The following is a 20070-nucleotide window of genomic DNA, read 5'->3' on the forward strand; positions in this document are numbered from 1 at the left end:
CTGCCTCCTCCGGTCGACGGGCGGGGGCTCCCCCGTTGGCTCCCCCGTGCCCTTTCACCCGCCCGGGCCCCCGTGCGTCGGAGGGGCCAGGGCGGGCGGGCCGGGGGTTCCCCCGAACTCCCCCGGCACACCGATCTTCCGGCCGTCGGCGGTGGGGCCGCGATGGTTTCGGTTCTGACCGAAACATGGCGAAGAGTGGCGGGGAGGGCCCCAGCGTGGCGGGGATGGGGGCGGCGGGGATGGGGGCGAGGCGGCCGGCCGGGTCAGGCGCCGCTGTGCAGGAGGTCCACGCCCAGGCCGGTGACCGAGTGCAGGACCGCCTTGCCGTCGCGCTCGGTGGTGATCAGGCCGGCCGCCCGCAGCGTGCGGGTGTGCTCCGAGACCGAGGGCAGGCTGATGTCCAGGTCACGGGCGAGTTCGCTGGTGGTGCGCTGCTGGACCAGGGACTGCAGCACGGCGGCCCGGGTACGGCCGAGCAGCGCGTCCAGCGCCCCCTGCGCGGGTTCCGCCGCGGCCAGCGGGAGCGGGGTCATGGCCGGGTACAGCAGCAGCGGCGGGCCGTCGCCCTCCGCCGCAAGCAGCGGGCGCCCGGTCCAGAAGGCGGAGGGCATCAGCGTCAGGCCGCGCCCGTCCAGCCGTACCTCGTAGTCCGGGGGCAGGCCGACCTCGAAGGCGGTGCCGTGCCAGCGGGCGGCGGGGTGGGTGCTGGCGAGCGCGGCCCGGATGCCGTGGGTGGCCATCAGCCGGGTGCGCCAGGCCACGTCCGCCCGGAAGGACTGCCGGACGCGGGCCCAGTGCGGGACGAGCACGGCGTCGTGCGCGGCCCGCAGCGCCCGCTCCAGGTCGTCCCAGGCATCCGCGTCGCGGCCCCACAGGGCGCGCAGCCAGGAGGACGTGCCGGGCGCGCGGGCGGCCGTACGCCGCAGGGACTCGGGCGTGAGCGTCCCGGCGGCCCCGCGGACCCGCTCCAGGCCCTCCTCGAAGCCGTGGGTGAGCGGCTCGACGAAGGAGGGGTTGTCACCGTCGGGCCCGAGCAGGTCGAAGAGCGGGCGGACCCGGGCCGGCAGCTCGCGGCCCAGCCGGCCGCGCCAGCGGCCGAAGACGGCCTGCTGGTCGGTGCGCTGCCAGGCGACCAGCGCCAGGGCCAGCTCGACCAGGGGGTACGGCTCGGGCGCGAACGTGACGCCGAGCAGGTCCTCGGCAGTGAAGTGCACCCGCAGCATGAGCCCCCCTCGGTCCCCGCCGCGCGCCCCCCGCGGCCAGGCGGCCTGCCGGACCCGCCGCCGTCCTGGCGGACATGATGGAACCCTTCGACGTCCAGGACAACAGCGACCCGTCGGACATCGGCCATCTGCCGCCGGGCGGCTGCGCCGGCCGCGCCGGGAGCCGTCTAGCCGTACATGCGGCGCATCGCGTAGTCGACCATCTGCTCCACGGCCTTCGCGTCGAAGACCATCCGGTGGTCTCCCTCCATGTCGAGGACGAAGCCGTATCCGGTGGGCAGCAGGTCGATCACCTCGGCGCCGGTGATGACGAAGTACTTGGACTCCTTGCCGGCGTACCGGCGGAGCTCCTTGAGCGTGGTGAACATGGGGATCACCGGCTGCTGGGTGTTGTGCAGCGCGAGGAAGCCCGGGTTGTCACCGCGGGGGCAGTAGACCTTGGAGGTCGCGAAGATCTGCTGGAAGTCCTCGGCCGCGAGCTGGCCCGTGGTGAAGGCGCGTACGGCGTCGGCGAGCGACGGCGGCGAGGGCTCGGGGTACAGCGGCTGCTCGGCGTACCCGCCGGCCATCTGCCCCGGCATCTGCTGGGCCATCTGGGGCGGGGGCTGAGGGGCCGCGTACTGCTGCTGGCCCGGCACGTTCTGGTCGTAGCCGTACATGGCCCAAAGAGTAACGAGTCACAGATGGCCCGATAGGGGTTGCTTCTTATTACCGGTGGGTAGCATCATCGTAGCTACTTGCTGGTAGATGTAACCGACCCTGCTTACGGAGCCGTCGCCATGGGGCACTACAAGTCGAATCTCCGCGACATCGAGTTCAACCTCTTCGAGGTCCTCGGCCGCGACAAGCTGTACGGCACCGGCCCGTTCGCGGAGATGGACACCGAGACCGCCAAGGACATCCTGTCCGAGATCGCGCGCCTCGCGGAGAACGAGCTCGCGGAGTCCTTCGAGGACGCCGACCGCAACCCGCCCGTCTTCGACCCCGAGACCAACACCGCCCCGGTCCCGGCCTCCTTCAAGAAGTCGTACAACGCCTTCATGGAGTCCGAGTACTGGCGCCTCGGCCTCCCCGAGGAGATCGGCGGCACCACCTCCCCGCGCTCCCTGATCTGGGCCTACGCGGAGCTGCTGCTCGGCTCGAACCCGGCCATCTGGATGTACTCCTCCGGCCCGGCGTTCGCCGGCATCCTCCACGAGGAGGGCAACGAGGCGCAGAAGAAGATCGCGCAGATCGCGGTCGAGAAGCGCTGGGGCTCCACCATGGTCCTGACCGAGCCCGACGCGGGCTCCGACGTCGGCGCCGGCCGCACCAAGGCCATCCAGCAGGAAGACGGCTCCTGGCACATCGAGGGCGTGAAGCGCTTCATCACGTCCGGCGAGCACGACATGGAGGAGAACATCCTCCACTACGTCCTCGCGCGCCCCGAGGGCCACGGCCCGGGCACCAAGGGCCTGTCCCTCTTCCTGGTCCCGAAGTTCCACTTCGACTGGGAGACCGGCGAGCTGGGCGAGCGCAACGGCGTGTACGCCACGAACGTCGAGCACAAGATGGGCCTCAAGGCCTCCAACACGTGCGAGATGACCTTCGGCGACCAGCACCCCGCCAAGGGCTGGCTGATCGGCGACAAGCACGACGGCATCCGCCAGATGTTCATGATCATCGAGTTCGCCCGCATGATGGTCGGCACGAAGGCCATCGCGACGCTCTCGACCGGCTACCTCAACGCGCTGGAGTACGCCAAGGAGCGCGTCCAGGGTCCCGACCTGGCCAACTTCATGGACAAGACCGCGCCCAAGGTCACCATCACGCACCACCCGGACGTCCGCCGTTCGCTGATGACGCAGAAGGCGTACGCCGAGGGCATGCGCGCCCTGGTGCTCTACACCGCCTCCGTCCAGGACGAGATCGCCGTGAAGCAGGCGGCCGGCGAGGACGCGTCCGCGGCCATCGGCCTGAACGACCTGCTCCTGCCGATCGTCAAGGGCTACGGCTCGGAGCGCTCGTACGCGCTGCTCGCCGAGTCCCTCCAGATCTTCGGCGGCTCCGGCTACCTGCAGGAGTACCCGATCGAGCAGTACATCCGGGACTCCAAGATCGACACCCTCTACGAGGGCACCACGGCCATCCAGGGCCAGGACTTCTTCTTCCGCAAGATCGTCCGCGACCAGGGCGCGTCCCTGAATGTCCTGTCGGAGACGATCAAGAAGTTCCTCGCCGAGGGCGCCGGCGGCGAGGACCTGGCCCCGGCCCGCGACGCGCTGGCCAAGGCCGCCGTGGACCTGGAGGGCATCGTCGGCAAGATGATCACCGACCTCACCGCCACCGGCGAGGACGTCAAGAACATCTACAAGGTCGGCCAGAACACCACCCGCCTGCTGATGGCCTCCGGCGACGTCGTCATCGGCTACCTGCTCCTCAAGGGCGCCGCCGTGGCCGCCGAGAAGCTGGCGACCGCCTCCGCCAAGGACGTGGCGTTCTACCAGGGCAAGATCGCGGCCGCGAAGTTCTTCGCCGGCCAGGTCCTGCCGGGCCTCGCCGTCCAGCGCCAGCTGGCCGAGGCCGTCGACAACACGCTGATGGAGCTGGACGAGGCCGTCTTCTAGGCCTCCCCTCCTCAAGAGGACGGGGTGCGGGGTGCCGTGTGCGAGCGGCACCCCGCACCCTTTGTCGGCGGTCCGTGGCACGCTCGTACCCATGAGTCCACACGAGCAGCACGGCGCCAGGGGGTACTCCGTCCCGACCGGACGGCCGTACGCCCTCAAGGAACTGCAGGCGCAGCTGGGCACCCTCGGCGACCGCGTCCAGGAGCTCTACGAGGGGGCGCACCCCACCGAGTACGACCCCGTCGCCGACGCACTCCACGCGGCCTTCCAGCAGGCCGCCGGACTCGCACCCGCCCGCACCTACACCGGCTGCCCCGACCACCCCAACGGCGCGCTGGACCCCGAGGCGCCCGAGGGCTGGGGCCGCTGCCTCCTCTGCAACGACCGCAGGAGGATGGCCGCCCGGCGCCAGGGCACCCGCACCCCCGCCCCCGTACCGGGCGGCGAGCACCCGCGGCTCGGCTACCCCGTGCCCGACGGCCCGTACACCCTCCAGCTGCTGCGCGCATACCTGCGCAGGGTCGAGGAACAGCGCTTCCACCTGACGCCCTCCTCGCCCGACGAGGACTTCGTCCGGCTCGCCGACGACCTGCACCGCTCCTTCATCGTCGCCCGCGAACTCTCCCGTCCCCGCAACGCCTCGGGGTGCTCCGAGCACCCCGGAGCGCCCATCGACCCCGACGCCCCTCCGGGGGAGGCCTGTATCTTCTGCGCCGGACGCAAAAGGCGCGCCCAGCGGTCACCGCAGACCCCCGAGATGCTGCCGCGCATCCGCCGGGGCGAGCGGCGGCAGCTGCACCGGCGCTTCGACCGTCCGACGGGCTGAGACCGGGCCGTGGGCGCCTCGCACCTGAAGGCACCCCGCGACACATCCCACCTCTTCGGCTACCCGCCGCAGTCCGGACATGGCGAACACGACCGTCGTTAAGGTGAACCACATGAGCTCTCCCGCCCGCTTCGACCGCGGCCACACCGACGACCTGATGACCTTCCTGGCGGCGAGCCCCTCGCCGTACCACGCTGTGGCCAACGCGGCCGAGCGGCTGGAGAAGGCCGGATTCAGGCAGCTGTCGGAGACGGACGCCTGGGACTCGGGCGCGGGGGGCAAGTTCGTGCTCCGCGGCGGGGCGGTCATCGCGTGGTACGTGCCCGAAGGCGCCTCCGCGCACACGCCGTTCCGCATCGTCGGCGCACACACGGACTCCCCCAACCTGCGCGTGAAGCCGCTGCCGGACACCGGCGCGCAGGGCTGGCGGCAGATCGCCGTCGAGATCTACGGCGGGACGCTCCTCAACACCTGGCTCGACCGCGACCTCGGCCTGGCCGGCCGGCTGACCCTGCGCGACGGCAGCCACCGCCTGGTGAACGTCGACCGCGCGCTGCTGCGCGTGCCGCAGCTGGCCGTCCACCTGGACCGCTCGGTCAACAGCGACGGCCTCAAGCTCGACAAGCAGCGCCACATGCAGCCCATCTGGGGCCTGGGCGACGTCCAGGAGGGCGACCTGATCGCGTTCCTGGAGGAGGAAGAGGGCCTGGCGCGGGGCGAGGTGGCGGGCTGGGACCTGATGGTCCATTCGATCGAGCCCCCGTCGTACCTCGGCCGCGACCGCGAGCTGGTCGCCGGCCCGCGGATGGACAACCTGATCTCCGTGCACGCCGGTACGGCCGCGCTGGCGGCGGTCTCCACCCGCGAGAAGCTCGACCACATCCCGGTACTGGCCGCGTTCGACCACGAGGAGAACGGCTCGCAGTCCGACACGGGCGCGGACGGACCGCTCCTGGGGAACGTGCTGGAACGTTCAGTCTTCGCCCGCGGCGGTACGTACGAGGACCGTGCCCGCGCCTTCGCCGGCACCGTCTGCCTGTCCTCGGACACCGGCCACGCGGTGCACCCCAACTACAGCGAGCGGCACGACCCTTCGCACCACCCGCGCGCCAACGGCGGCCCGATCCTCAAGGTCAACGTCAACCAGCGGTACGCGACGGACGGCAGCGGGCGCGCGGTGTTCGCCGCCGCCTGCGAGCGGGCCGGCGTGCCGTGGCAGACCTTCGTCTCCAACAACTCGATGCCCTGCGGGACGACGATCGGCCCGATCACCGCCGCCCGCCACGGCATCCACACCGTCGACATCGGCGTGGCCATCCTCTCGATGCACAGCGCGCGTGAACTGTGCGGCGCGGACGACCCGTTCCTGCTGGCGAACGCGCTGGTGGCGTTCCTGGAGGGCTGAGGCCCGGCGAGCCGGAGGGCCCGCGCGGAGCCTGGGGAGGGACCGCGGAGTGCCCGAGGAGGGGTCGCCCTGAAGGGCGGCCCCTCCACGCCTTCCTAGGCCTGCTCCTCGTCCATCCCGGCGAGGACCAGCGGCAGCCGGACGACGCCGCCCGGCACCACCCGGACCGGAACTCCCCAGTCCTGCTGGTGCACATGGCAGGCCGGGTACTCGTTGTCCGGGTCGTCGTCGCAAGAGGCGGCCATCGCGGAGACGTGCAGCACGCCCTCGGTGACGCCCTCGGCCAGGGTGAGTTCGCGGCACAGGTCCGTCCCCTTGCCCTCGCCGGCCGCCAGCAGCTCCGGCGGGGTCGAACTGACCAGCAGGCGGGTGGACGGCCCGTACCGGGTGTCGAGCTTCTGGCCGGCCGGCGCCTGGAACACCACGTCCAGCCGGAGCGTGCCGGGGGCCACCTCGGTGGCGGCCCGCTGCGTGCGGTGCGCGACCGCGTCCACCCGTACCGCCTCCTCGGGCAGCCGGAGGCGGGTCAGCCGGTGCCGGGCCGACTCGACGACCACGATGTCGTCACCCACGAGGACCGCATCGCTGGGCTCGCGCAGGTCCGTGGCGAGCGTGGTGACCTGGCCGGTGGCCGGGTCGTAGCGGCGCAGGGCGTGGTTGTACGTGTCGCAGACCGCGACGGAGCCGTCGGGCAGCGCCGTGACGCCGAGGGGGTGCTGGAGCAGCGCCTGGGCGGCGTCGCCGTCGCGGTGGCCGAAGTCGAAGAGGCCGGTGCCGACGGCGGAGACGATGACGAAGCCTTCGTCCGTCCTCTCCACGTACCGCAGGGCGCTGGTCTCGGAGTCGGCGATCCACAGCCGGTCGCCGGCCGCCGTGAGCCCGGAGGGCTGCGCGAACCAGGCCTCGGCGGCGGGCCCGTCGACCAGGCCCTCGTTGGTCGTGCCGGCCTCGACCCGCACCGTGCCGGTGGCGGGGTCGTACGACCACAGCTGGTGCACGCCGGCCATGGCGATCCACACCCGGTCCGCCCACCAGGCCACGTCCCACGGCGAGGACAGGTCCACCTCCAGGGCGGGCCCCGAGGTCGGGGACCCCTGCCACCACTGCCGGCCGGTGCCGGCGACGGTGGTGACCTCGCCGGTCGCGAGGTCGAGCCGGCGCAGCGCGTGGTTGACGGTGTCGGCGACGATCACGCTGCCGTCGGGCAGCAGGCACAGCCCCTGGGGCTCGCTGAAGGAGTCGCTCCCGAACCCGCGTTCCCCGGACCCGATCCGCCGCACGACGGTCTCGCCGTCCGGCTCGACCTCGACGAGCTGGTGCCGGGTGGAGTCGGACACCAGGAGGTTCCCGGACGGCAGCACCAGGGCCTTCCCGGGGAACCGCAGGTGCGTCGCCACGGGCTCGGGAGGCACGTACGGGCCGTCCCCGCGCCGCAGCGTCCCCTTGGCCTCGTGCTCGGCCTCCAGCTCCTCCACGAGCCGCGCGATGGCGTGCGCGTGCCCCTCGCCGGCGTGCTGGGCGACGACGTACCCCTCGGGGTCGATCACGACGAGGGTGGGCCAGGCGCGGACGGCGTACTGCTTCCAGGTCACCAGCTCGGGGTCGTCGAGCACCGGGTGCTCGACCCCGTACCGCTCCACGGCGTCCACGACGGCCGCGTGCTCCGCCTCGTGCACGAACTTCGGCGAGTGCACGCCGATGATCACGACGGTGTCCCGGTGCTTCTCCTCCAGCTCGCGCAGCTCGTCGAGGACGTGCAGGCAGTTGATGCAGCAAAACGTCCAAAAATCGACGACAACGCACTTACCTCGCAGGTCCGCGAGGGTGAGTTCCTTCCCACCGGTGTTCAGCCATCCACCCTTGCCGATCAGCTCGGGGGCACGAACACGGGCACGCTTGCGGGGTGCGGGCGCAGGGGTGGGCGCCGAGGCAGCATCGTTCATCCTTCAAGCTTGCCATCCCGGTGCCGGTCGCTCCCAGGGGTGACGGACACGTGACATGCGGCCGTCACAGCCGGCCCCGTGGGACAGTGGGCCGACGTCCGCGGAAGGAGCGGCCGCGTGTCCAGCACGCCGGACTACAACACCGGGATCGACCCCGAGAGCGCGCTGAAGTACGCCCTGCAGCATGTTCGGTGGGACCACGCCCAGCTCGTCGACGGCGTGATCGAGCCCGTGTCCCGCCCGTGGGGCGCGGTCCATGCCCTGGCCGGTCTCCACGACCAGCCGGCGGTACGGGTGGCCGAGCTTGCCTGCCTGGCCGGTGCAGGAGACCTCGACCTACCGGGATCCCTCGACTGGTACGTACCCGATCTCGCGGTGGTTCCAGGCTCCCTGGCCCACGAGGCTGCCTTGCAGCCGAGGCAGACGCTCCTCGTGGTGGAGACCGCGGACTGCCCCGTGAAGCAGCGGCGGTACGCCGAGTACGGTGCGCCGCTCTACCTGCTGCTCGACCGGCAGGAGGAGACCGTCACCCTGTTCTCCGGGCCCGGGCACCTGGGCTACACGGCGGCCGACGGGCCGCATCCCTTCGGGACGCCGGTCCGCCTGCCCGCGCCGTTCGACCTGACCCTCGACACCACCTGGCTCTAGGCCAGGAACGACCGCAGGGACCGCGTGAAGGCCGTGACGAAGGCGTCGCGGACCGGTTCCGGGAGGAGGTCCAGGGAGAGGTACGGGTTGAGGTCCTCCAGTTCGACCAGGAGGAGGTCGCCCGAGGGGGCGCGGCAGGCGTCGACGCGCTGGATGCCGTGGTCGAGGGTGTTCCACGTGACGAAGGCGCGGGCGAAGGCCAGGTCCGCCGGGGTGGGGTCGTACGGCTCCAGGACCCAGCGGCGGGCCGGGTCGGGGGCGTACAGGGCGTACTGGAAGGCGTCGTCCACGAAGTAGAAGGACACCTCGTACGCGAAGTCGATGCGCGGCTGGATCAGGATCTCGCCGGGGGTGCCCGCGGGGGCGGCCGTGAAGTGCAGGCCTATGGAGTCGGCGCCCTGCTTCGGTTTGACCGCGTACTCCGGGACGGAGGGCAGTGCGGCCAGGTCCGCCGGGTCGTCCACGGTGGGGATCACCGGGTATCCGGCGCGGGTGAGGTCCAGCAGGTAGTCCTTGCCGGCCATGTCGCCGCGGCCGGTGAGCGGGTTGTAGACCCGGGTGCCGGCGGCCAGGGCGCGGGCGCGGAAGTCGGCGTACGCCTCCTGGTGGCCCAGGACCGGGCCGCTGTTGCGCACCACCACCGCGTCGAAGCCGTCCATCAGACGGGCCGCGTCGAGCGGGTGGCAGAGCGCGAGGGGGAACTCCTCCCGCAGCCGGGAGGTGAGGAAGACGTCCTCGTCGCCGTAGCGGCGGCCGCGCGCCGGATAGGCCAGGTCGGTCACGTAGAGAAGCTGCATGGGGTCAACGTAACCCGGGCAACGATCACGGCATGAAATACCTCGTACGGGACAAAATCTTCGCGGTCGGCGACGACTACTGGATCGATGACGAGTTCGGCCGCCACGCCTTCCTGGTGGACGGCAAGGCCCTCCGGCTCCGCGACACCCTGGAGCTGAAGGACCCCGACGGCCGCATCCTGATCACCATCCGGCAGAAGCTGCTCAGTCTGCGGGACACCATGACCCTGGAGCGGGACCTGGCCCCGCTGGCCACGATCAAGAAGAAGCGGATGTCACTGGTCCGCAACCACTACCGGGTGACCCTCGTGGAGGGGACGGAGCTGGACGTGCACGGGCGCGTCCTGGACCGCGAGTTCCGCATCGACTACGACGGCGAGCTGCTGGCGCTGGTCTCGAAGCAGTGGTTCACGGTGCGCGACACGTACGCCGTCGAGGTCGTGCGGGAGGACGCCGACCCCGCGCTCCTGGTGGCCGTGGCGGTGTGCGTGATCCGGATGGCCGAGCGGGAGCGCGAGGGCGACTGACCCGGCGGGCTCAGGCGAGCTTCCGCAGGCGGCAGCGGGCCGGGCCCTCCGGGCGGAGGGTGATCTCGGCGTTCACCGGTACCTCGGTGTCCACCGCGGTCAGCTCGTACCCGTCCAGCACCATCGCCAGCGTCAGCACCGACTCCAGCATCGAGAAGTGCTGCCCGATGCAGGCGCGCGGGCCGCCGCCGAAGGGGAACCAGGCGTAGCGCGGGCGGCCCTTCTCCTCCTCCGGCGTGAAGCGGGAGGGGTCGAAGCGCTCGGGGTCCGGCCAGTAGAGCGGGTTCCGGTGGGTGACCCAGGGGGCCACCAGCACGTCCGCGCCGGCCGGGATGACGTACCCGTCGATCTCCGTGTCGGCGACGGCCCGGCGGCCGATGACCGGTGCCGCCGGGTAGAGCCGCATGGCCTCCTTGAGCACCTGGGTGAGGTAGGGCAGCGCGTCGAGGTCGGCGGCCGTGGGCGTACGCCCGCCCAGCACCCGGCGCACCTCCTCGCGGGCCCGGTCCTGCTCCTCGGGGTGGCGGGCCAGCAGGTGCAGCGCGAAGGCCAGGGAGGTGGCCGTGGTCTCGTGGCCGGCCAGCAGGAAGATCAGCACCTGGTCGCGGAGCTCGGAGGCGTCAAAGGTGCCGTCCTCCGCGCTCTCCGCCTCCGCGAGGAGGGTCAGCAGGTCCTGGCCGGGGTCCCCGTCGACGCCGGCGCCGGCCGCGCGCCGCTCGGCGATGATCCGGTCGCAGACGGCGTACAGCTCGGCGGTGGCGGCCGCGGCCCGCCGGTTGTCGGGGGTGGGCCAGTGGCGCGGGAGGTTCACCGGCGCGTACCCGCGGCGCAGCACGTAGTCGCCGATCACGGGGAAGGACCGCTCGACCACCGCGACGGCGGCCTCCACGTCCGCGCCGAAGAGGATCCGGGCCACCGCGCGCAGGGTGAAGCGGGTCATCTCGCCGATGAGCTCGACGTCCTCGCCCCAGGCGTCCGTCATGCGGGCGGTCTCCTGGGTGACGGCCTCCGCGTAGCCGTCGACCCGGCGGCGGGTGAACAGCGGCTGGACCAGGCGGCGCTGGCGCAGGTAGTCCTCGTCCTGGGCGGTCAGCAGGCCGTTGCCGAAGGAGTCGCGGAGCTCCTGGTAGAAGCGGTTGTCCTTGCGGAAGTTGGCGGACTCGGTGGCGAGCACCCGCTGGGCGCCCTCCGCCGAGAACACGGCGTGCACCTCGGCGCGCAGCCCGGGCGGGCCGCCCCAGATGCGGACCACGTCGCCGTGTTCGCGCTGGGCGCGCAGCAGGGTGTCGATGGTGCTCTTCTTGAGGTCGAACAGGGAGCCCAGCAGCGGCACTCCGGCCGGTCCCGGTATCTCCCGCTTGCCCGTCACGGTGTGCGTCGTCATGCCAAGGCCCCCTGTGTCGTCGTCCCGGCAGAGATTGTTTCGCAGTGGGACGCCGGCACGGGGGGCCTTTTCGGCCAATGCGGCTGCGGTTTGGGGCAGTTGGGCGACAGTTGGGAGGCTATGCACCCTCGGCTGCGACGGTCTTCCCACCGGCCGCACCGGTCGTCTCCACAGCCGCCTCCACAGCCGTCGCCCGCCGCACCCCGCGCGACTCCGCCACCAGCGCCGCCACGAGCACCAGCAGCAGCGCCCCCAGCTGGACCGCGCCGTTGAACCGGTGTCCGGCCGCGGCCGTGGCCAGGGCGCCCGCCAGGGCCGCCGCCCGGTAGCGCAGCACGCCGATCCTGAGCACCGTACGGAAGGCCAGGTCCCCGGCGAGGTAGAGCGCGACGCCGCCCGCGAGGGCCAGGGCCGGTCCGGCGGGCAGTGGGTCGCCGAGGTGTCCGATGGTCTTCTTGACCCCGGCGGCGAAGGTCGCGACGCCGATCAGCACCGGCAGGAAGAAGTAGTAGTACGCGAGCATCGACAGCTTGAAGCGGCGGGGGCCGTCCGCCGCCGCGAGGTACTCCTCGGCCCGCCCCTCGTCCCGCACGAAGTACAGCCACCACAGCGCGGACGCGATCCCCAGGGCCAGGAACGCGCCGCCGAACAGCCCCACCGTCAGCGGCAGTCCCTCGACGCCGATGCCGATCGCGATGACCGACTCGCCGAACACGATGAGCAGCAGCAGCCCGTGCCGCTCGACCAGGTGCGCCGCGCTCATCCCGCCCAGCTGGCCGCTGACGGTCTCCTCCTCGGCCTCGGACGGCGTGCCGGCGAACCTGACGACGAGCTGCGTGCCGAACTGGAAGACCAGCGCCAGCACCCACAGCGCCCAGGCCGGTCCGCCGTCGAAGAAGCCGGCGGCCAGGACGGACAGCGCGCACAGCACGTTCGGCGCGGCGAACCAGATCACGCTGCGCCCGTGCGCCTCGGTGTACATCAGCCCGTGCACGACCGTCACCAGCAGGTAGCCGATCCCGAAGGGGACCCCGCCGGCGCCGAACGCGGTGGGCACGGACAGCGCGCACATCAGGAAGCCGCACATCGCGAGCATCAGCAGCAGGCGCCGGCGCGGGCTGTCCGGCGGGACCTGGTTGGTGAGGTGCGCGTAGCCGCCGTACATCCAGAACAGCACGGTGAAGACCAGCACCACCCGCAGGAAGCCGGTGACGTGGAAGCCGTGCGAGAGCAGCACGGTCAGCTGGGTGACCGTGAAGACGAAGACGAGGTCGAAGAAGAGCTCCAGGGTGGTGACCCGGCGCTCCTCCTCGCTGGACAGCTGTGCTTCGGTGCTTCCGGTACTCACGTGCTCTCCCCCTGAGCGGTGGCGGAACCCTTCGAGCGACGCCGCCAGGGAACCACACCACCGCCCCGGGAGGCCCTACCGTCCCAGTACCCGGTCCTTCAGCGCCGGGAACTGCTCGCGCGTGGCGGCGACCTTCTCCGGGTCCAGCTCCACGACGAGCACCTCCTCGCCCGCCCCGGCCTCCGCCAGCACCTCGCCCCACGGGTCCACGACCAGGCTGTGCCCGGACATCTCGACCCCGGCGTGCGTACCGGCCTCCGCGAGCGCCAGGACGTAGGCCTGGTTCTCGATGGCCCGGGCGCGGGCGAGGACCGTCCAGTGCTCCCGGCGGCGCTCCGGCCAGCCGGCCGAGACGACGAGGGCCGTGGCGCCGGCGTCGACCAGCCCGCGGTACAGCTCCGGGAAGCGGAGGTCGTAGCAGGTGGACAGGCCCAGGGTCAGCCCGCCGGCGGGGAGCGTGACCAGGTCGGTGCCGGCGCCCATCATGACGGCCTCGCCCTTGTCGAAGCCGAAGCGGTGGATCTTGCGGTAGGTGGCGGCCAGTTCGCCGTCCGGCGCGTAGACCAGCGAGGTGTTGTACATCCGGCCGTCCGCGGCCCGCTCGACCACCGAGCCCGCGTGCAGCCACACCCCCGCGTCCCGGGCGGCCGCGGCCATCACCGCGTGCGTGGGACCGTCCAGCGGCTCGGCCTCCGCTGCGAACAGCTCGTACGCGAACGCGCCCGTCGGCCACAGCTCCGGCAGCACGACGAGGTCCGAACCTGCCTGGCCGCGCACCAGGTCAGCGGCCCGCAGCCGCCGGTCGGCGACCGACTCGCCCCCGTCGATGGCGATTTGGATCAGAGACGCGCGCACACTGCCACCGTTCCGCCGGGCCTCCGCCGGGGGCCGGGCTCATGACTCGTCAATTCGGGCCTACGATCGTCACACGAAAGCACTGCCGGGGCGCTGCCCAGCAGCGTAACTTTGGCAGAAAGACTCCACAGCCGGCCCCAGCCAGCACCCAGTCACCCGTCACCACCTGTCCGCACTGAACAGCACGAGGGGTCCCGTGACCGTCGAGACCGTCCATCCCAGCCTTCAGCCCTATGCCGACGCGTGGACCCACTCCATCGAGGCGATATCCGAACTCGTCCAGCCGCTGGCGGAGGGCGAGTGGAACCGGGCGACCCCCTGCCCGGGCTGGTCGGTCCGGGACGTGGTCTCGCACGTCATCGGCGTGGAGACCGAGATGCTGGGCGACCCGCGGCCCATCCACAGCCTCCCGCGCGATCTGCGGCACGTGGTCGACGAGTTCACGCGCTACATGGAGGTGCAGGTCGACGTACGGCGCCACCACACCGCGCCCGAGATGACCTCGGAGCTGGAGTACACCGTCATCCGCCGGTGCCGGCAGCTGCGGACCGACAAGCGGGATCCGGCCACGCTGGTGCGCGGCCCGCTCGGTGACCAGGTCAGCCTGGAGCTCGCGCTCCGGCTGCGCGCCTTCGACGTGTGGATCCACGAGCAGGACCTGCGCACCGCGCTCGGCGTGCCGGGCAACCTCGACTCGCCCGGCGCCCACATCGCCCGCGACATCCTGCTCCAGGGCCTGCCGAAGGCCGTCGCCAAGCGGGCGGGCGCGCCCGCGAACTCGGCGGTCGTCCTCGACGTGCACGGCCCGCTGGAGTTCATGCGGACCGTCCGCGTGGACGCCGAGGGGCGCGGCTCGATGGACGCCTCGGTCTCGCTCGGCCCGGCGGTCACGCTGGGCATGGACTGGGAGACGTACGTGCGCCTCGCGGCCGGCCGGGTCAGGCCGCACGCCGTCGCCGACCGGGTCAAGGTGGAGGGCGATCAGGACCTGGCGGACGCGATCCTGCGGGAGTTCGCCGTCACGCCCTGAGCGGGTGGCAGCGCGGCAGCGCGCTCGCGCTCGCGGTGCAGGGCCCGGGTGCGCAGCCGCAGGATCTGTACGACGCCCAGCGCCTCCAGCACGAACACGGACGAGAACGCGATCCGGTAGTCGTCCCCGGTCGCGTCCAGCAGCACGCCCACGGTCAGCAGGGTGGTCATCGAGGCGATGAAACCGCCCATGTTGGTGATGCCCGAGGCGGTGCCCTGACGGGCGGCCGGGTTCGCGGGCCGCGCGAAGTCGAAGCCGATCATCGAGGCCGGCCCGCACGCGCCCAGCACCGTGCACAGGGTCACCAGCAGCCACATCGGCGCGCGGTCCCCGGGGTACGCGAGGGTGGCGGCCCAGAGCAGGGCGGTGACCGCCACCGTGCCCAGGGCCAGCGGGATCCGGGTCGACTGGCGCCGGGCGATGACCTGCCCGTACACCAGGCCCAGCGCCATGTTGGAGGCGACGACCAGGGTCAGCAGGGCGCCGGCCGTGCCGCGGTCCAGGCCCTGCGCCTCGACGAGGAAGGGCATCCCCCACAGGAGCAGGAAGACCATCGCGGGGAACTGGGTGGTGAAGTGCACCCAGAGGCCCAGCCGGGTGCCGGGCTCCCGCCAGGACTCGGCGATCTGGGAGCGTACGAAGCCCAGGCCGGCGCGCTGTACCGGCTCGGGCCCGTGGCCCTCGGGGTGGTCGCGCAGGAACAGCAGCAGGGGCACCAGCACGACCAGCCCGGCCGCCGAGCTGCCGGCGAAGGCGGCGGTCCAGCCGACCCCGTGCAGGACGGGGGCGAGGACGAGGGTGGAGACCAGGTTGCCGGCCATGCCGACGAGCCCGGCCAGCTGCGCCATCAGCGGTCCGCGGTGCGCGGGGAACCAGCGGGTGCCCAGGCGCAGCACGCTGATGAAGGTCATGGCGTCGCCGCAGCCGAGCAGGGCGCGGGCGGCGAGGGCCATCCCGTAGGACGGGGAGAGCGCGAAGCCGAGCTGGCCGAGGGTGAAGAGGGTGACGCCGAGGGTCAGCACGCGCTTGGTGCCGAGGCGGTCCACCATCAGGCCGACGGGTATCTGCATGCCCGCGTAGACCAGCAGCTGGAGCAGCGAGAAGGTCGACAGGGCCGAGGCGTTGACGTGGAAGCGGTCGGCCGCGTCGAGTCCGGCGACGCCCAGGCTGGTGCGGAAGATGACGGCGACGAAGTAGACGGCGACGCCGATGGACCACACGGCGACGGCCCGCCGCCCGCCGGGCGGCTCGCGGTGGGCGGGGTGCGCGGGGGCGGGGGTCTCCGGGGAGTCCGGGGCGGCGGCCCCGGCGGGGTTCGTTCCCTCCCCGGGATTCGTTCCCTCCCCGGGATTCGTTCCGTCCTCGGCGTTCGTCCCGGCGCTCATCGGACCTCGCCGCCCCGGACCAGCACCTCGACGCGGCTCAGGTGGGCGCGTACGGCCGCCGCGGCGGCGTCCGCGTCCCCGGCCCGGAGGGCCTCCAGGATCTCGGTGTGCTCGGTGACGTTCTGCGCGACCCGGTCGGGGTGGGCGTGCATGAGGGCGACGCCCATCCGCAGCTGGCGGTCGCGCAGCTGGTCGTAGAGGCGGGACAGGATCTGGTTGCCGGCGTGCCGGACGATCTCGGCGTGGAAGCACCGGTCCTCGACGGCGAACGCGGCCAGGTCACCGCTCTCGACATGCCGCCGCTGGGCTTCGAGGAGCTCCTCCAGCCGGGCCAGCAGCGCGGGCGGGGCCGGCACAGCCCTCCGCACGGTGAACTCCTCGACCAGCACCCGGGTCTCCACCACGTCCGCGATCTCCTGGGCCGAGACGGGCAGCACCAGGGCGCCCTTCTTGGGGTAGAGCCGCAGCAGCCCCTCGGTCTCCAGCCGCAGCAGCGCCTCGCGCACCGGCGTCCGCGACACCCCGACGGCCTCGGCCAGCTCGCCCTCGGTGAGCAGCGTGCCGCCCTCGTAGCGGCGGTCGAGTACGCCCTGCTTCACGTGCTGGTAGACACGGTCGGCGGCGGGCGGCTGCTTGGCGGGGGCGGCGCCGGGGGCACTGGCGGCGGTGGTGGGCGCGGAGGCCGGGACGGATGGCATGGGCACAGCATAGATACAACAGAGGTGCAACCGGAGAGCCGTTCCACGATCCGGACGCCAGGCGGAGCCGGTACTGCACCGAAGGATGTACCGCCACCCGGCCGGCTTTCCTCCGGCCGCACGACGAAGGGGCGTTGGCGCGACGGGACGCTGTGAGCATGTCCCAGACAGCCTCGCCGTCCGTCGCCGCGCCGGCCCCCGCCGGCACGCGCAACCCGCTGCTCGACGTCCTGCGCGGTGCCGCCATCCTCGGCACCCTGATGACCAACGTCTGGATCTTCTCGACCCCCGGCTCCGAGTGGTCCGTGCTCCAGGGCGTACGCCTGCCCGACCCGGTCGCCGACCCCTCGGCGGCCGTCCTCTCCGAGACCGTCTTCCGCTTCCTCGCGGACGGCAAGTTCCTCGCCCTGCTCACCGTCCTCTTCGGCGCCGGCCTGGCCGTCCAGCACGACTCCGCCGTGCGGCGGGGCCGCCCCTGGCCTTCCGGCTACCGGCCGCGGGCGTGGTTCCTGCTGGCCGAGGGCACGCTCCACTTCGTCCTCGTCTTCGCCTGGGACGTGCTGATGGGCTACGCCGTGACGGCCCTGCTCACGGCCTGGCTGCTGGCCCGCTCCGAGCGGGTCCGGGGCCGCGTGATGTGGACGGCCGCGGGCCTGCACCTCGCGTTCATGGCCGTCCTCACGGCGGGCCTCGCCGCCACGGGGCCGGGCGGTGCGCCCCCGGGGAGCGACCGGGCCGTGGACCTCTACGCCCACGGCGGCTACCTCGCCCAGGTCTCCTTCCGCCTCCAGAACGCCCTCGCGCTGCGCATCGAGCCGGTGATCTCCTTCGGCCTGCTGCTCTTCCTCTTCCTGCTCGGGGTGCGCCTGTACCGGGCCGGGGCCTTCGGCGCCGACGCGCGCGGCCGCCGGCTGCGCGCCCGGCTGCTGGCGTGGGGCCTGGGCCTCGGCCTCCCGCTGAACGCGGCGTGCGCCCTCGGCGGGGACGACTGGTACCTGCTGGGCCGGTACGCGGCCGCGCCGCTGGTCGCCCTCGGCTACCTCGGCCTGACCGGCCTGGCGCTCGACCGCGCCTGGCTGCCGCGCCGCCTGGTCGCGGGCCTCACGTCGGTGGGCCGCACCGCCCTGTCGGCGTACGTCCTCCAGAACCTGCTCTGCATGCTGGCCTGCTACGGCATCGGCCTGGGCCTGGCCGAGCGCTTCGCGGACGACGGCCCGTGGTGGGTGTTCGGCCTGTGGGCGGCGGTCTGCGCGGTGCTCGTCACGGGCTCGACGCTGTGGCTCCGGCGGTTCGCGTACGGCCCGCTGGAATCACTCCAGAAGCGACTAATCCATGTGAAATCCTGACGAACTCAACTCTGAGCATCTCAAGTTGGTCAAGAAATGGGTTCTTCGTGCAGCCATATGATCCCCTTGCACGTCTTGGCCGAGTAGGCCCGCACCGCAGGCGGTCCTGAAAAGCCAAGAAATGCGAACGAATCACACACACCTGAACATTCGCGAACTCGGGGACAACACTTGATATTCAGCCTCACCCGCGTGCGCCGCGCGCTCGCCGTTTCGGCGGTCACCGGTGCCCTCCTCGCGGCGCCCATCGCCACGTCGTCCCAGGCTGCATCTGCGCCGGCGACGTACGCCAAGGGTGCGTTCCTGATGGACAGCACGACGGGCTCCACGCTGTACAGCAAGTACGCCGACACGAAGCGGCCGCTGGCCAGCACCGCGAAGATCATGACGGCCCGCGTCGTCCTGACCACTCCGGGCCTCGACCTGGACAAGCGCATCACGATGAAGCAGGCGTACAACGACTACGCCGACAGCGTCGGCGGCTCCAAGGCGTGGATCTACAACGGTGACCGCCTGACCGTCCGCGGCTGGCTGAACGCCCTGCTGACGCCGTCCGGCTGCGAGGCCGCCGCCGCGCTCGCCGACACCTTCGGCAAGGGCACCACGCAGTCCGCACGCTTCGCCGACTTCATCAAGCAGATGAACGCCAAGGCCGCCTCCTACGGCCTGACCAACACCCGCTTCGACTCGTTCGACGGCAACTCGCCTACCAAGACGGGCACCTACTCCACGCCCCGCGAGATGGCGAAGCTCGCCCGCACCGCGATGAAGAGCGCGACCTTCCGCGGCATCGTCGACGGCTACGGCAAGGCCACTGCCATCGCGTCGAACGGCAACTACCGCTACTACACCTGGAAGAACTCCAACCTCCTGGTGCGTCCGACGAACGACGGCGGCTACGGCTACACGGGCGCCCTCGGCATCAAGACGGGCACCAACACGCCCGCCGGCAAGTGCCTGGTCTTCACCGCCACCCGCAACGGCAAGACCGTCATCGGCGTGCTGCTGAACGACGAGGAGCGGTACGCCGACTCCATGAACCTCATGAACTGGACATTCGGCGCGGCCGCGACGTCGTCCACGATGCGCGCGAACACGAACCCGATCCCGGACGTGCTCGACTAACGGCACCGGCATGACCGAGGGTGCCGGGTCCCCGCAGGGGGCCCGGCACCTGCGTTTCGAGGGGGACCCCGCCATGGGGAAGGGAAAGTGGAGCCGGTCGATCCTGGCCGGCCTGGTGGTACTCGCACTGGCCGTGGGCGGAGTGCTGTACCTGGTGACGCGGTACGCATCGGGACCACAGGGCATTGAGCGGGCACTGGCCGCCGACCCCGGCCCGTACCCGGCCTCGCTGCGCGTCACCGTAAGGGACTTCGACGGCGAGGCCCGGATCACGCGTGCCCCCGAGGGGTGCGAGATCTCGTCGGAGCGGATGCTCGCGCTCTGCAACGTGGACCGGGGCCGGGAGGCAGAGACCGTCGCGGGCTTCGGTGCCAGGGGCACCATCCGCAACCACCACAAGTCCTGCTGCTGGGATCAGGGGGACCTCAGCTTCAGCTGGGCCGCCGGCCGCGGCGGGGTGTCTCCCTCGGGACGCATCATGAGCGGTGACGGACGCCCGCACAGCACCGACTGGTACGTCCGGCCGATCAAGCTGGGCGGGAGTGTGGGCGACAAGACCATGGTCGAACTCCCTCAGGAGTACCGAGGCGGCCAGGCGCCGGAGGAGATCTGGATCCAGCTCCCCCAGGGCGTGTCACTCGTCGACGTGGCCGACAACCACGTCTCTGAGTACAACTGGTGCTATGAGATGCGGGAGAAGCCCGGCTGGCTGAGCTGCGGTGTCCACGAGTCCGTGTACCCCCTCTACCTGAGCGTCCGCCTGGACCGGAAGGTCGAGGGCGCCAAGGGCCGTGTCATGGTCGGCCACCATCCCGGCGACCCGGACCCGTCCAACGACCGCGCCGAGGTCAAGGTGGACATCCGATGAGGCGTGGAGCGTGGAAGGCACCGGCCGGCCTTCTGGCCGCGGCAATCACGGTGGAG

The 20070-nt window shown here is 72.0% G+C and carries 18 protein-coding genes; 9 read left to right on the forward strand and 9 right to left on the reverse strand.

Annotation, left to right across the window (positions count from 1 at the left end; all coding sequences use genetic code 11):
- Nucleotides 1–263: 263 nt before the first annotated feature.
- Nucleotides 264–1223, reverse strand: coding sequence for a DUF5937 family protein (locus ACIF6F_RS09950; RefSeq protein WP_399943795.1), 960 nt, complete (start codon nucleotides 1221–1223; stop codon nucleotides 264–266).
- Nucleotides 1224–1390: 167 nt separating this feature from the next.
- Nucleotides 1391–1882, reverse strand: a complete 492-nt coding sequence (locus tag ACIF6F_RS09955; protein ID WP_399943798.1) for an SseB family protein — start codon at nucleotides 1880–1882, stop codon at nucleotides 1391–1393.
- A gap of 120 nt (nucleotides 1883–2002) precedes the next feature.
- Here ACIF6F_RS09955 and ACIF6F_RS09960 point away from each other — a divergent pair, with 120 nt between their 5' ends.
- The 3 genes from ACIF6F_RS09960 (at nucleotide 2003) to ACIF6F_RS09970 (ending at nucleotide 6060) form a co-directional block, all read left to right on the forward strand.
- Nucleotides 2003–3829 carry an acyl-CoA dehydrogenase gene (locus ACIF6F_RS09960; RefSeq protein ID WP_399944576.1) on the forward strand — a complete coding sequence of 609 codons (1827 nt, stop codon included), beginning with the start codon at nucleotides 2003–2005 and terminating at the stop codon, nucleotides 3827–3829.
- A 91-nt stretch (nucleotides 3830–3920) separates the two neighbouring features.
- A complete protein-coding gene (locus ACIF6F_RS09965; RefSeq protein ID WP_399943800.1) occupies nucleotides 3921–4655 on the forward strand; it encodes a hypothetical protein in 735 nt (244 codons plus the stop codon).
- A 112-nt stretch (nucleotides 4656–4767) separates the two neighbouring features.
- Nucleotides 4768–6060 carry a M18 family aminopeptidase gene (locus tag ACIF6F_RS09970; protein ID WP_399943803.1) on the forward strand — a complete coding sequence of 431 codons (1293 nt, stop codon included), beginning with the start codon at nucleotides 4768–4770 and terminating at the stop codon, nucleotides 6058–6060.
- 95 nt (nucleotides 6061–6155) lie between these two features.
- Here ACIF6F_RS09970 and ACIF6F_RS09975 read toward each other — a convergent pair whose 3' ends face one another.
- Nucleotides 6156–8003, reverse strand: a complete 1848-nt coding sequence (locus ACIF6F_RS09975) for an NHL domain-containing thioredoxin family protein (RefSeq protein ID WP_399943805.1) — start codon at nucleotides 8001–8003, stop codon at nucleotides 6156–6158.
- Between the two features lie 117 nt (nucleotides 8004–8120).
- Between ACIF6F_RS09975 and ACIF6F_RS09980 the strand changes: the two genes are divergently transcribed.
- Nucleotides 8121–8651, forward strand: a complete 531-nt coding sequence (locus tag ACIF6F_RS09980; RefSeq protein WP_399943808.1) for a Uma2 family endonuclease — start codon at nucleotides 8121–8123, stop codon at nucleotides 8649–8651.
- Here ACIF6F_RS09980 and ACIF6F_RS09985 read toward each other — a convergent pair.
- A complete protein-coding gene (locus tag ACIF6F_RS09985) occupies nucleotides 8648–9448 on the reverse strand; it encodes a hypothetical protein (protein ID WP_399943811.1) in 801 nt (266 codons plus the stop codon). The two genes, ACIF6F_RS09980 and ACIF6F_RS09985, sit on opposite strands and share 4 nt — an antisense overlap.
- 32 nt (nucleotides 9449–9480) lie before the next feature.
- On the opposite strand from ACIF6F_RS09985, the gene ACIF6F_RS09990 reads away from it, so the two are divergent.
- Entirely contained in the window at nucleotides 9481–9975 is a 495-nt protein-coding gene (locus ACIF6F_RS09990; RefSeq protein ID WP_399943814.1) for an LURP-one-related/scramblase family protein, read from the forward strand.
- Between the two features lie 10 nt (nucleotides 9976–9985).
- On the opposite strand, the gene ACIF6F_RS09995 is transcribed toward ACIF6F_RS09990, so the two are convergent.
- The 3 genes from ACIF6F_RS09995 to ACIF6F_RS10005 form a co-directional block, all read right to left on the reverse strand.
- Nucleotides 9986–11359 (reverse strand): cytochrome P450, encoded by a 1374-nt coding sequence (locus tag ACIF6F_RS09995; RefSeq protein ID WP_399943815.1) that lies wholly within the window; start codon nucleotides 11357–11359, stop codon nucleotides 9986–9988.
- Between the two features lie 118 nt (nucleotides 11360–11477).
- Nucleotides 11478–12707 (reverse strand): low temperature requirement protein A, encoded by a 1230-nt coding sequence (locus tag ACIF6F_RS10000; RefSeq protein ID WP_399943817.1) that lies wholly within the window; start codon nucleotides 12705–12707, stop codon nucleotides 11478–11480.
- A gap of 75 nt (nucleotides 12708–12782) precedes the next feature.
- Nucleotides 12783–13562: a carbon-nitrogen family hydrolase gene (locus tag ACIF6F_RS10005; RefSeq protein WP_399943819.1), complete on the reverse strand. Its 780-nt coding sequence runs from the start codon at nucleotides 13560–13562 to the stop codon at nucleotides 12783–12785.
- A 196-nt stretch (nucleotides 13563–13758) separates the two neighbouring features.
- Between ACIF6F_RS10005 and ACIF6F_RS10010 the strand changes: the two genes are divergently transcribed.
- The gene (locus tag ACIF6F_RS10010; RefSeq protein WP_399943822.1) at nucleotides 13759–14592 is read left to right on the forward strand and encodes a maleylpyruvate isomerase family mycothiol-dependent enzyme; all 834 of its coding nucleotides are present in this window, start codon (nucleotides 13759–13761) and stop codon (nucleotides 14590–14592) included.
- On the opposite strand, the gene ACIF6F_RS10015 is transcribed toward ACIF6F_RS10010, so the two are convergent.
- Together ACIF6F_RS10015 and ACIF6F_RS10020 are read right to left on the reverse strand one after the other, a co-directional pair.
- A complete protein-coding gene (locus tag ACIF6F_RS10015) occupies nucleotides 14544–15977 on the reverse strand; it encodes a nitrate/nitrite transporter (protein ID WP_399943824.1) in 1434 nt (477 codons plus the stop codon). The genes ACIF6F_RS10010 and ACIF6F_RS10015 overlap by 49 nt on opposite strands.
- Entirely contained in the window at nucleotides 15974–16675 is a 702-nt protein-coding gene (locus ACIF6F_RS10020; RefSeq protein WP_399943825.1) for a GntR family transcriptional regulator, read from the reverse strand. Before ACIF6F_RS10020 ends, ACIF6F_RS10015 begins: the two co-directional genes overlap by 4 nt.
- Before the next feature lie 158 nt (nucleotides 16676–16833).
- Between ACIF6F_RS10020 and ACIF6F_RS10025 the strand changes: the two genes are divergently transcribed.
- From ACIF6F_RS10025 to ACIF6F_RS10035, 3 genes are all read left to right on the forward strand, one after another.
- Nucleotides 16834–18021 carry a DUF418 domain-containing protein gene (locus tag ACIF6F_RS10025; protein ID WP_399943827.1) on the forward strand — a complete coding sequence of 396 codons (1188 nt, stop codon included), beginning with the start codon at nucleotides 16834–16836 and terminating at the stop codon, nucleotides 18019–18021.
- A gap of 171 nt (nucleotides 18022–18192) precedes the next feature.
- Nucleotides 18193–19146, forward strand: coding sequence for a D-alanyl-D-alanine carboxypeptidase family protein (locus tag ACIF6F_RS10030; RefSeq protein ID WP_399943830.1), 954 nt, complete (start codon nucleotides 18193–18195; stop codon nucleotides 19144–19146).
- Nucleotides 19147–19219: 73 nt separating this feature from the next.
- Complete coding sequence (locus ACIF6F_RS10035; RefSeq protein WP_399943832.1) at nucleotides 19220–20014, forward strand: hypothetical protein; 795 nt, start codon at nucleotides 19220–19222, stop codon at nucleotides 20012–20014.
- Nucleotides 20015–20070 lie beyond the last annotated feature (56 nt).

The sequence above is a fragment of the Streptomyces sp. NPDC086023 genome (genome assembly GCF_044540325.1).
In the GTDB taxonomy this organism is placed as follows: domain Bacteria; phylum Actinomycetota; class Actinomycetes; order Streptomycetales; family Streptomycetaceae; genus Streptomyces.

Bases quoted from the DNA above. Each gene is read 5' to 3' on its own strand.
- ACIF6F_RS10025 (WP_399943827.1), top strand. From the start codon at position 16,834: ATGTCCCAGACAGCCTCGCCGTCCGTCGCCGCGCCGGCCCCCGCCGGC.
- ACIF6F_RS09970 (WP_399943803.1), top strand. From the start codon at position 4,768: ATGAGCTCTCCCGCCCGCTTCGACCGCGGCCACACCGACGACCTGATG.
- ACIF6F_RS09955 (WP_399943798.1), bottom strand. From the start codon at position 1,882: ATGTACGGCTACGACCAGAACGTGCCGGGCCAGCAGCAGTACGCGGCC.
- ACIF6F_RS10035 (WP_399943832.1), top strand. From the start codon at position 19,220: ATGGGGAAGGGAAAGTGGAGCCGGTCGATCCTGGCCGGCCTGGTGGTA.
- ACIF6F_RS09960 (WP_399944576.1), top strand. From the start codon at position 2,003: ATGGGGCACTACAAGTCGAATCTCCGCGACATCGAGTTCAACCTCTTC.
- ACIF6F_RS09965 (WP_399943800.1), top strand. From the start codon at position 3,921: ATGAGTCCACACGAGCAGCACGGCGCCAGGGGGTACTCCGTCCCGACC.
- ACIF6F_RS10015 (WP_399943824.1), bottom strand. From the start codon at position 15,977: ATGAGCGCCGGGACGAACGCCGAGGACGGAACGAATCCCGGGGAGGGA.
- ACIF6F_RS10020 (WP_399943825.1), bottom strand. From the start codon at position 16,675: ATGCCATCCGTCCCGGCCTCCGCGCCCACCACCGCCGCCAGTGCCCCC.
- ACIF6F_RS09950 (WP_399943795.1), bottom strand. From the start codon at position 1,223: ATGCTGCGGGTGCACTTCACTGCCGAGGACCTGCTCGGCGTCACGTTC.
- ACIF6F_RS09975 (WP_399943805.1), bottom strand. From the start codon at position 8,003: ATGAACGATGCTGCCTCGGCGCCCACCCCTGCGCCCGCACCCCGCAAG.
- ACIF6F_RS09985 (WP_399943811.1), bottom strand. From the start codon at position 9,448: ATGCAGCTTCTCTACGTGACCGACCTGGCCTATCCGGCGCGCGGCCGC.
- ACIF6F_RS09990 (WP_399943814.1), top strand. From the start codon at position 9,481: ATGAAATACCTCGTACGGGACAAAATCTTCGCGGTCGGCGACGACTAC.
- ACIF6F_RS09995 (WP_399943815.1), bottom strand. From the start codon at position 11,359: ATGACGACGCACACCGTGACGGGCAAGCGGGAGATACCGGGACCGGCC.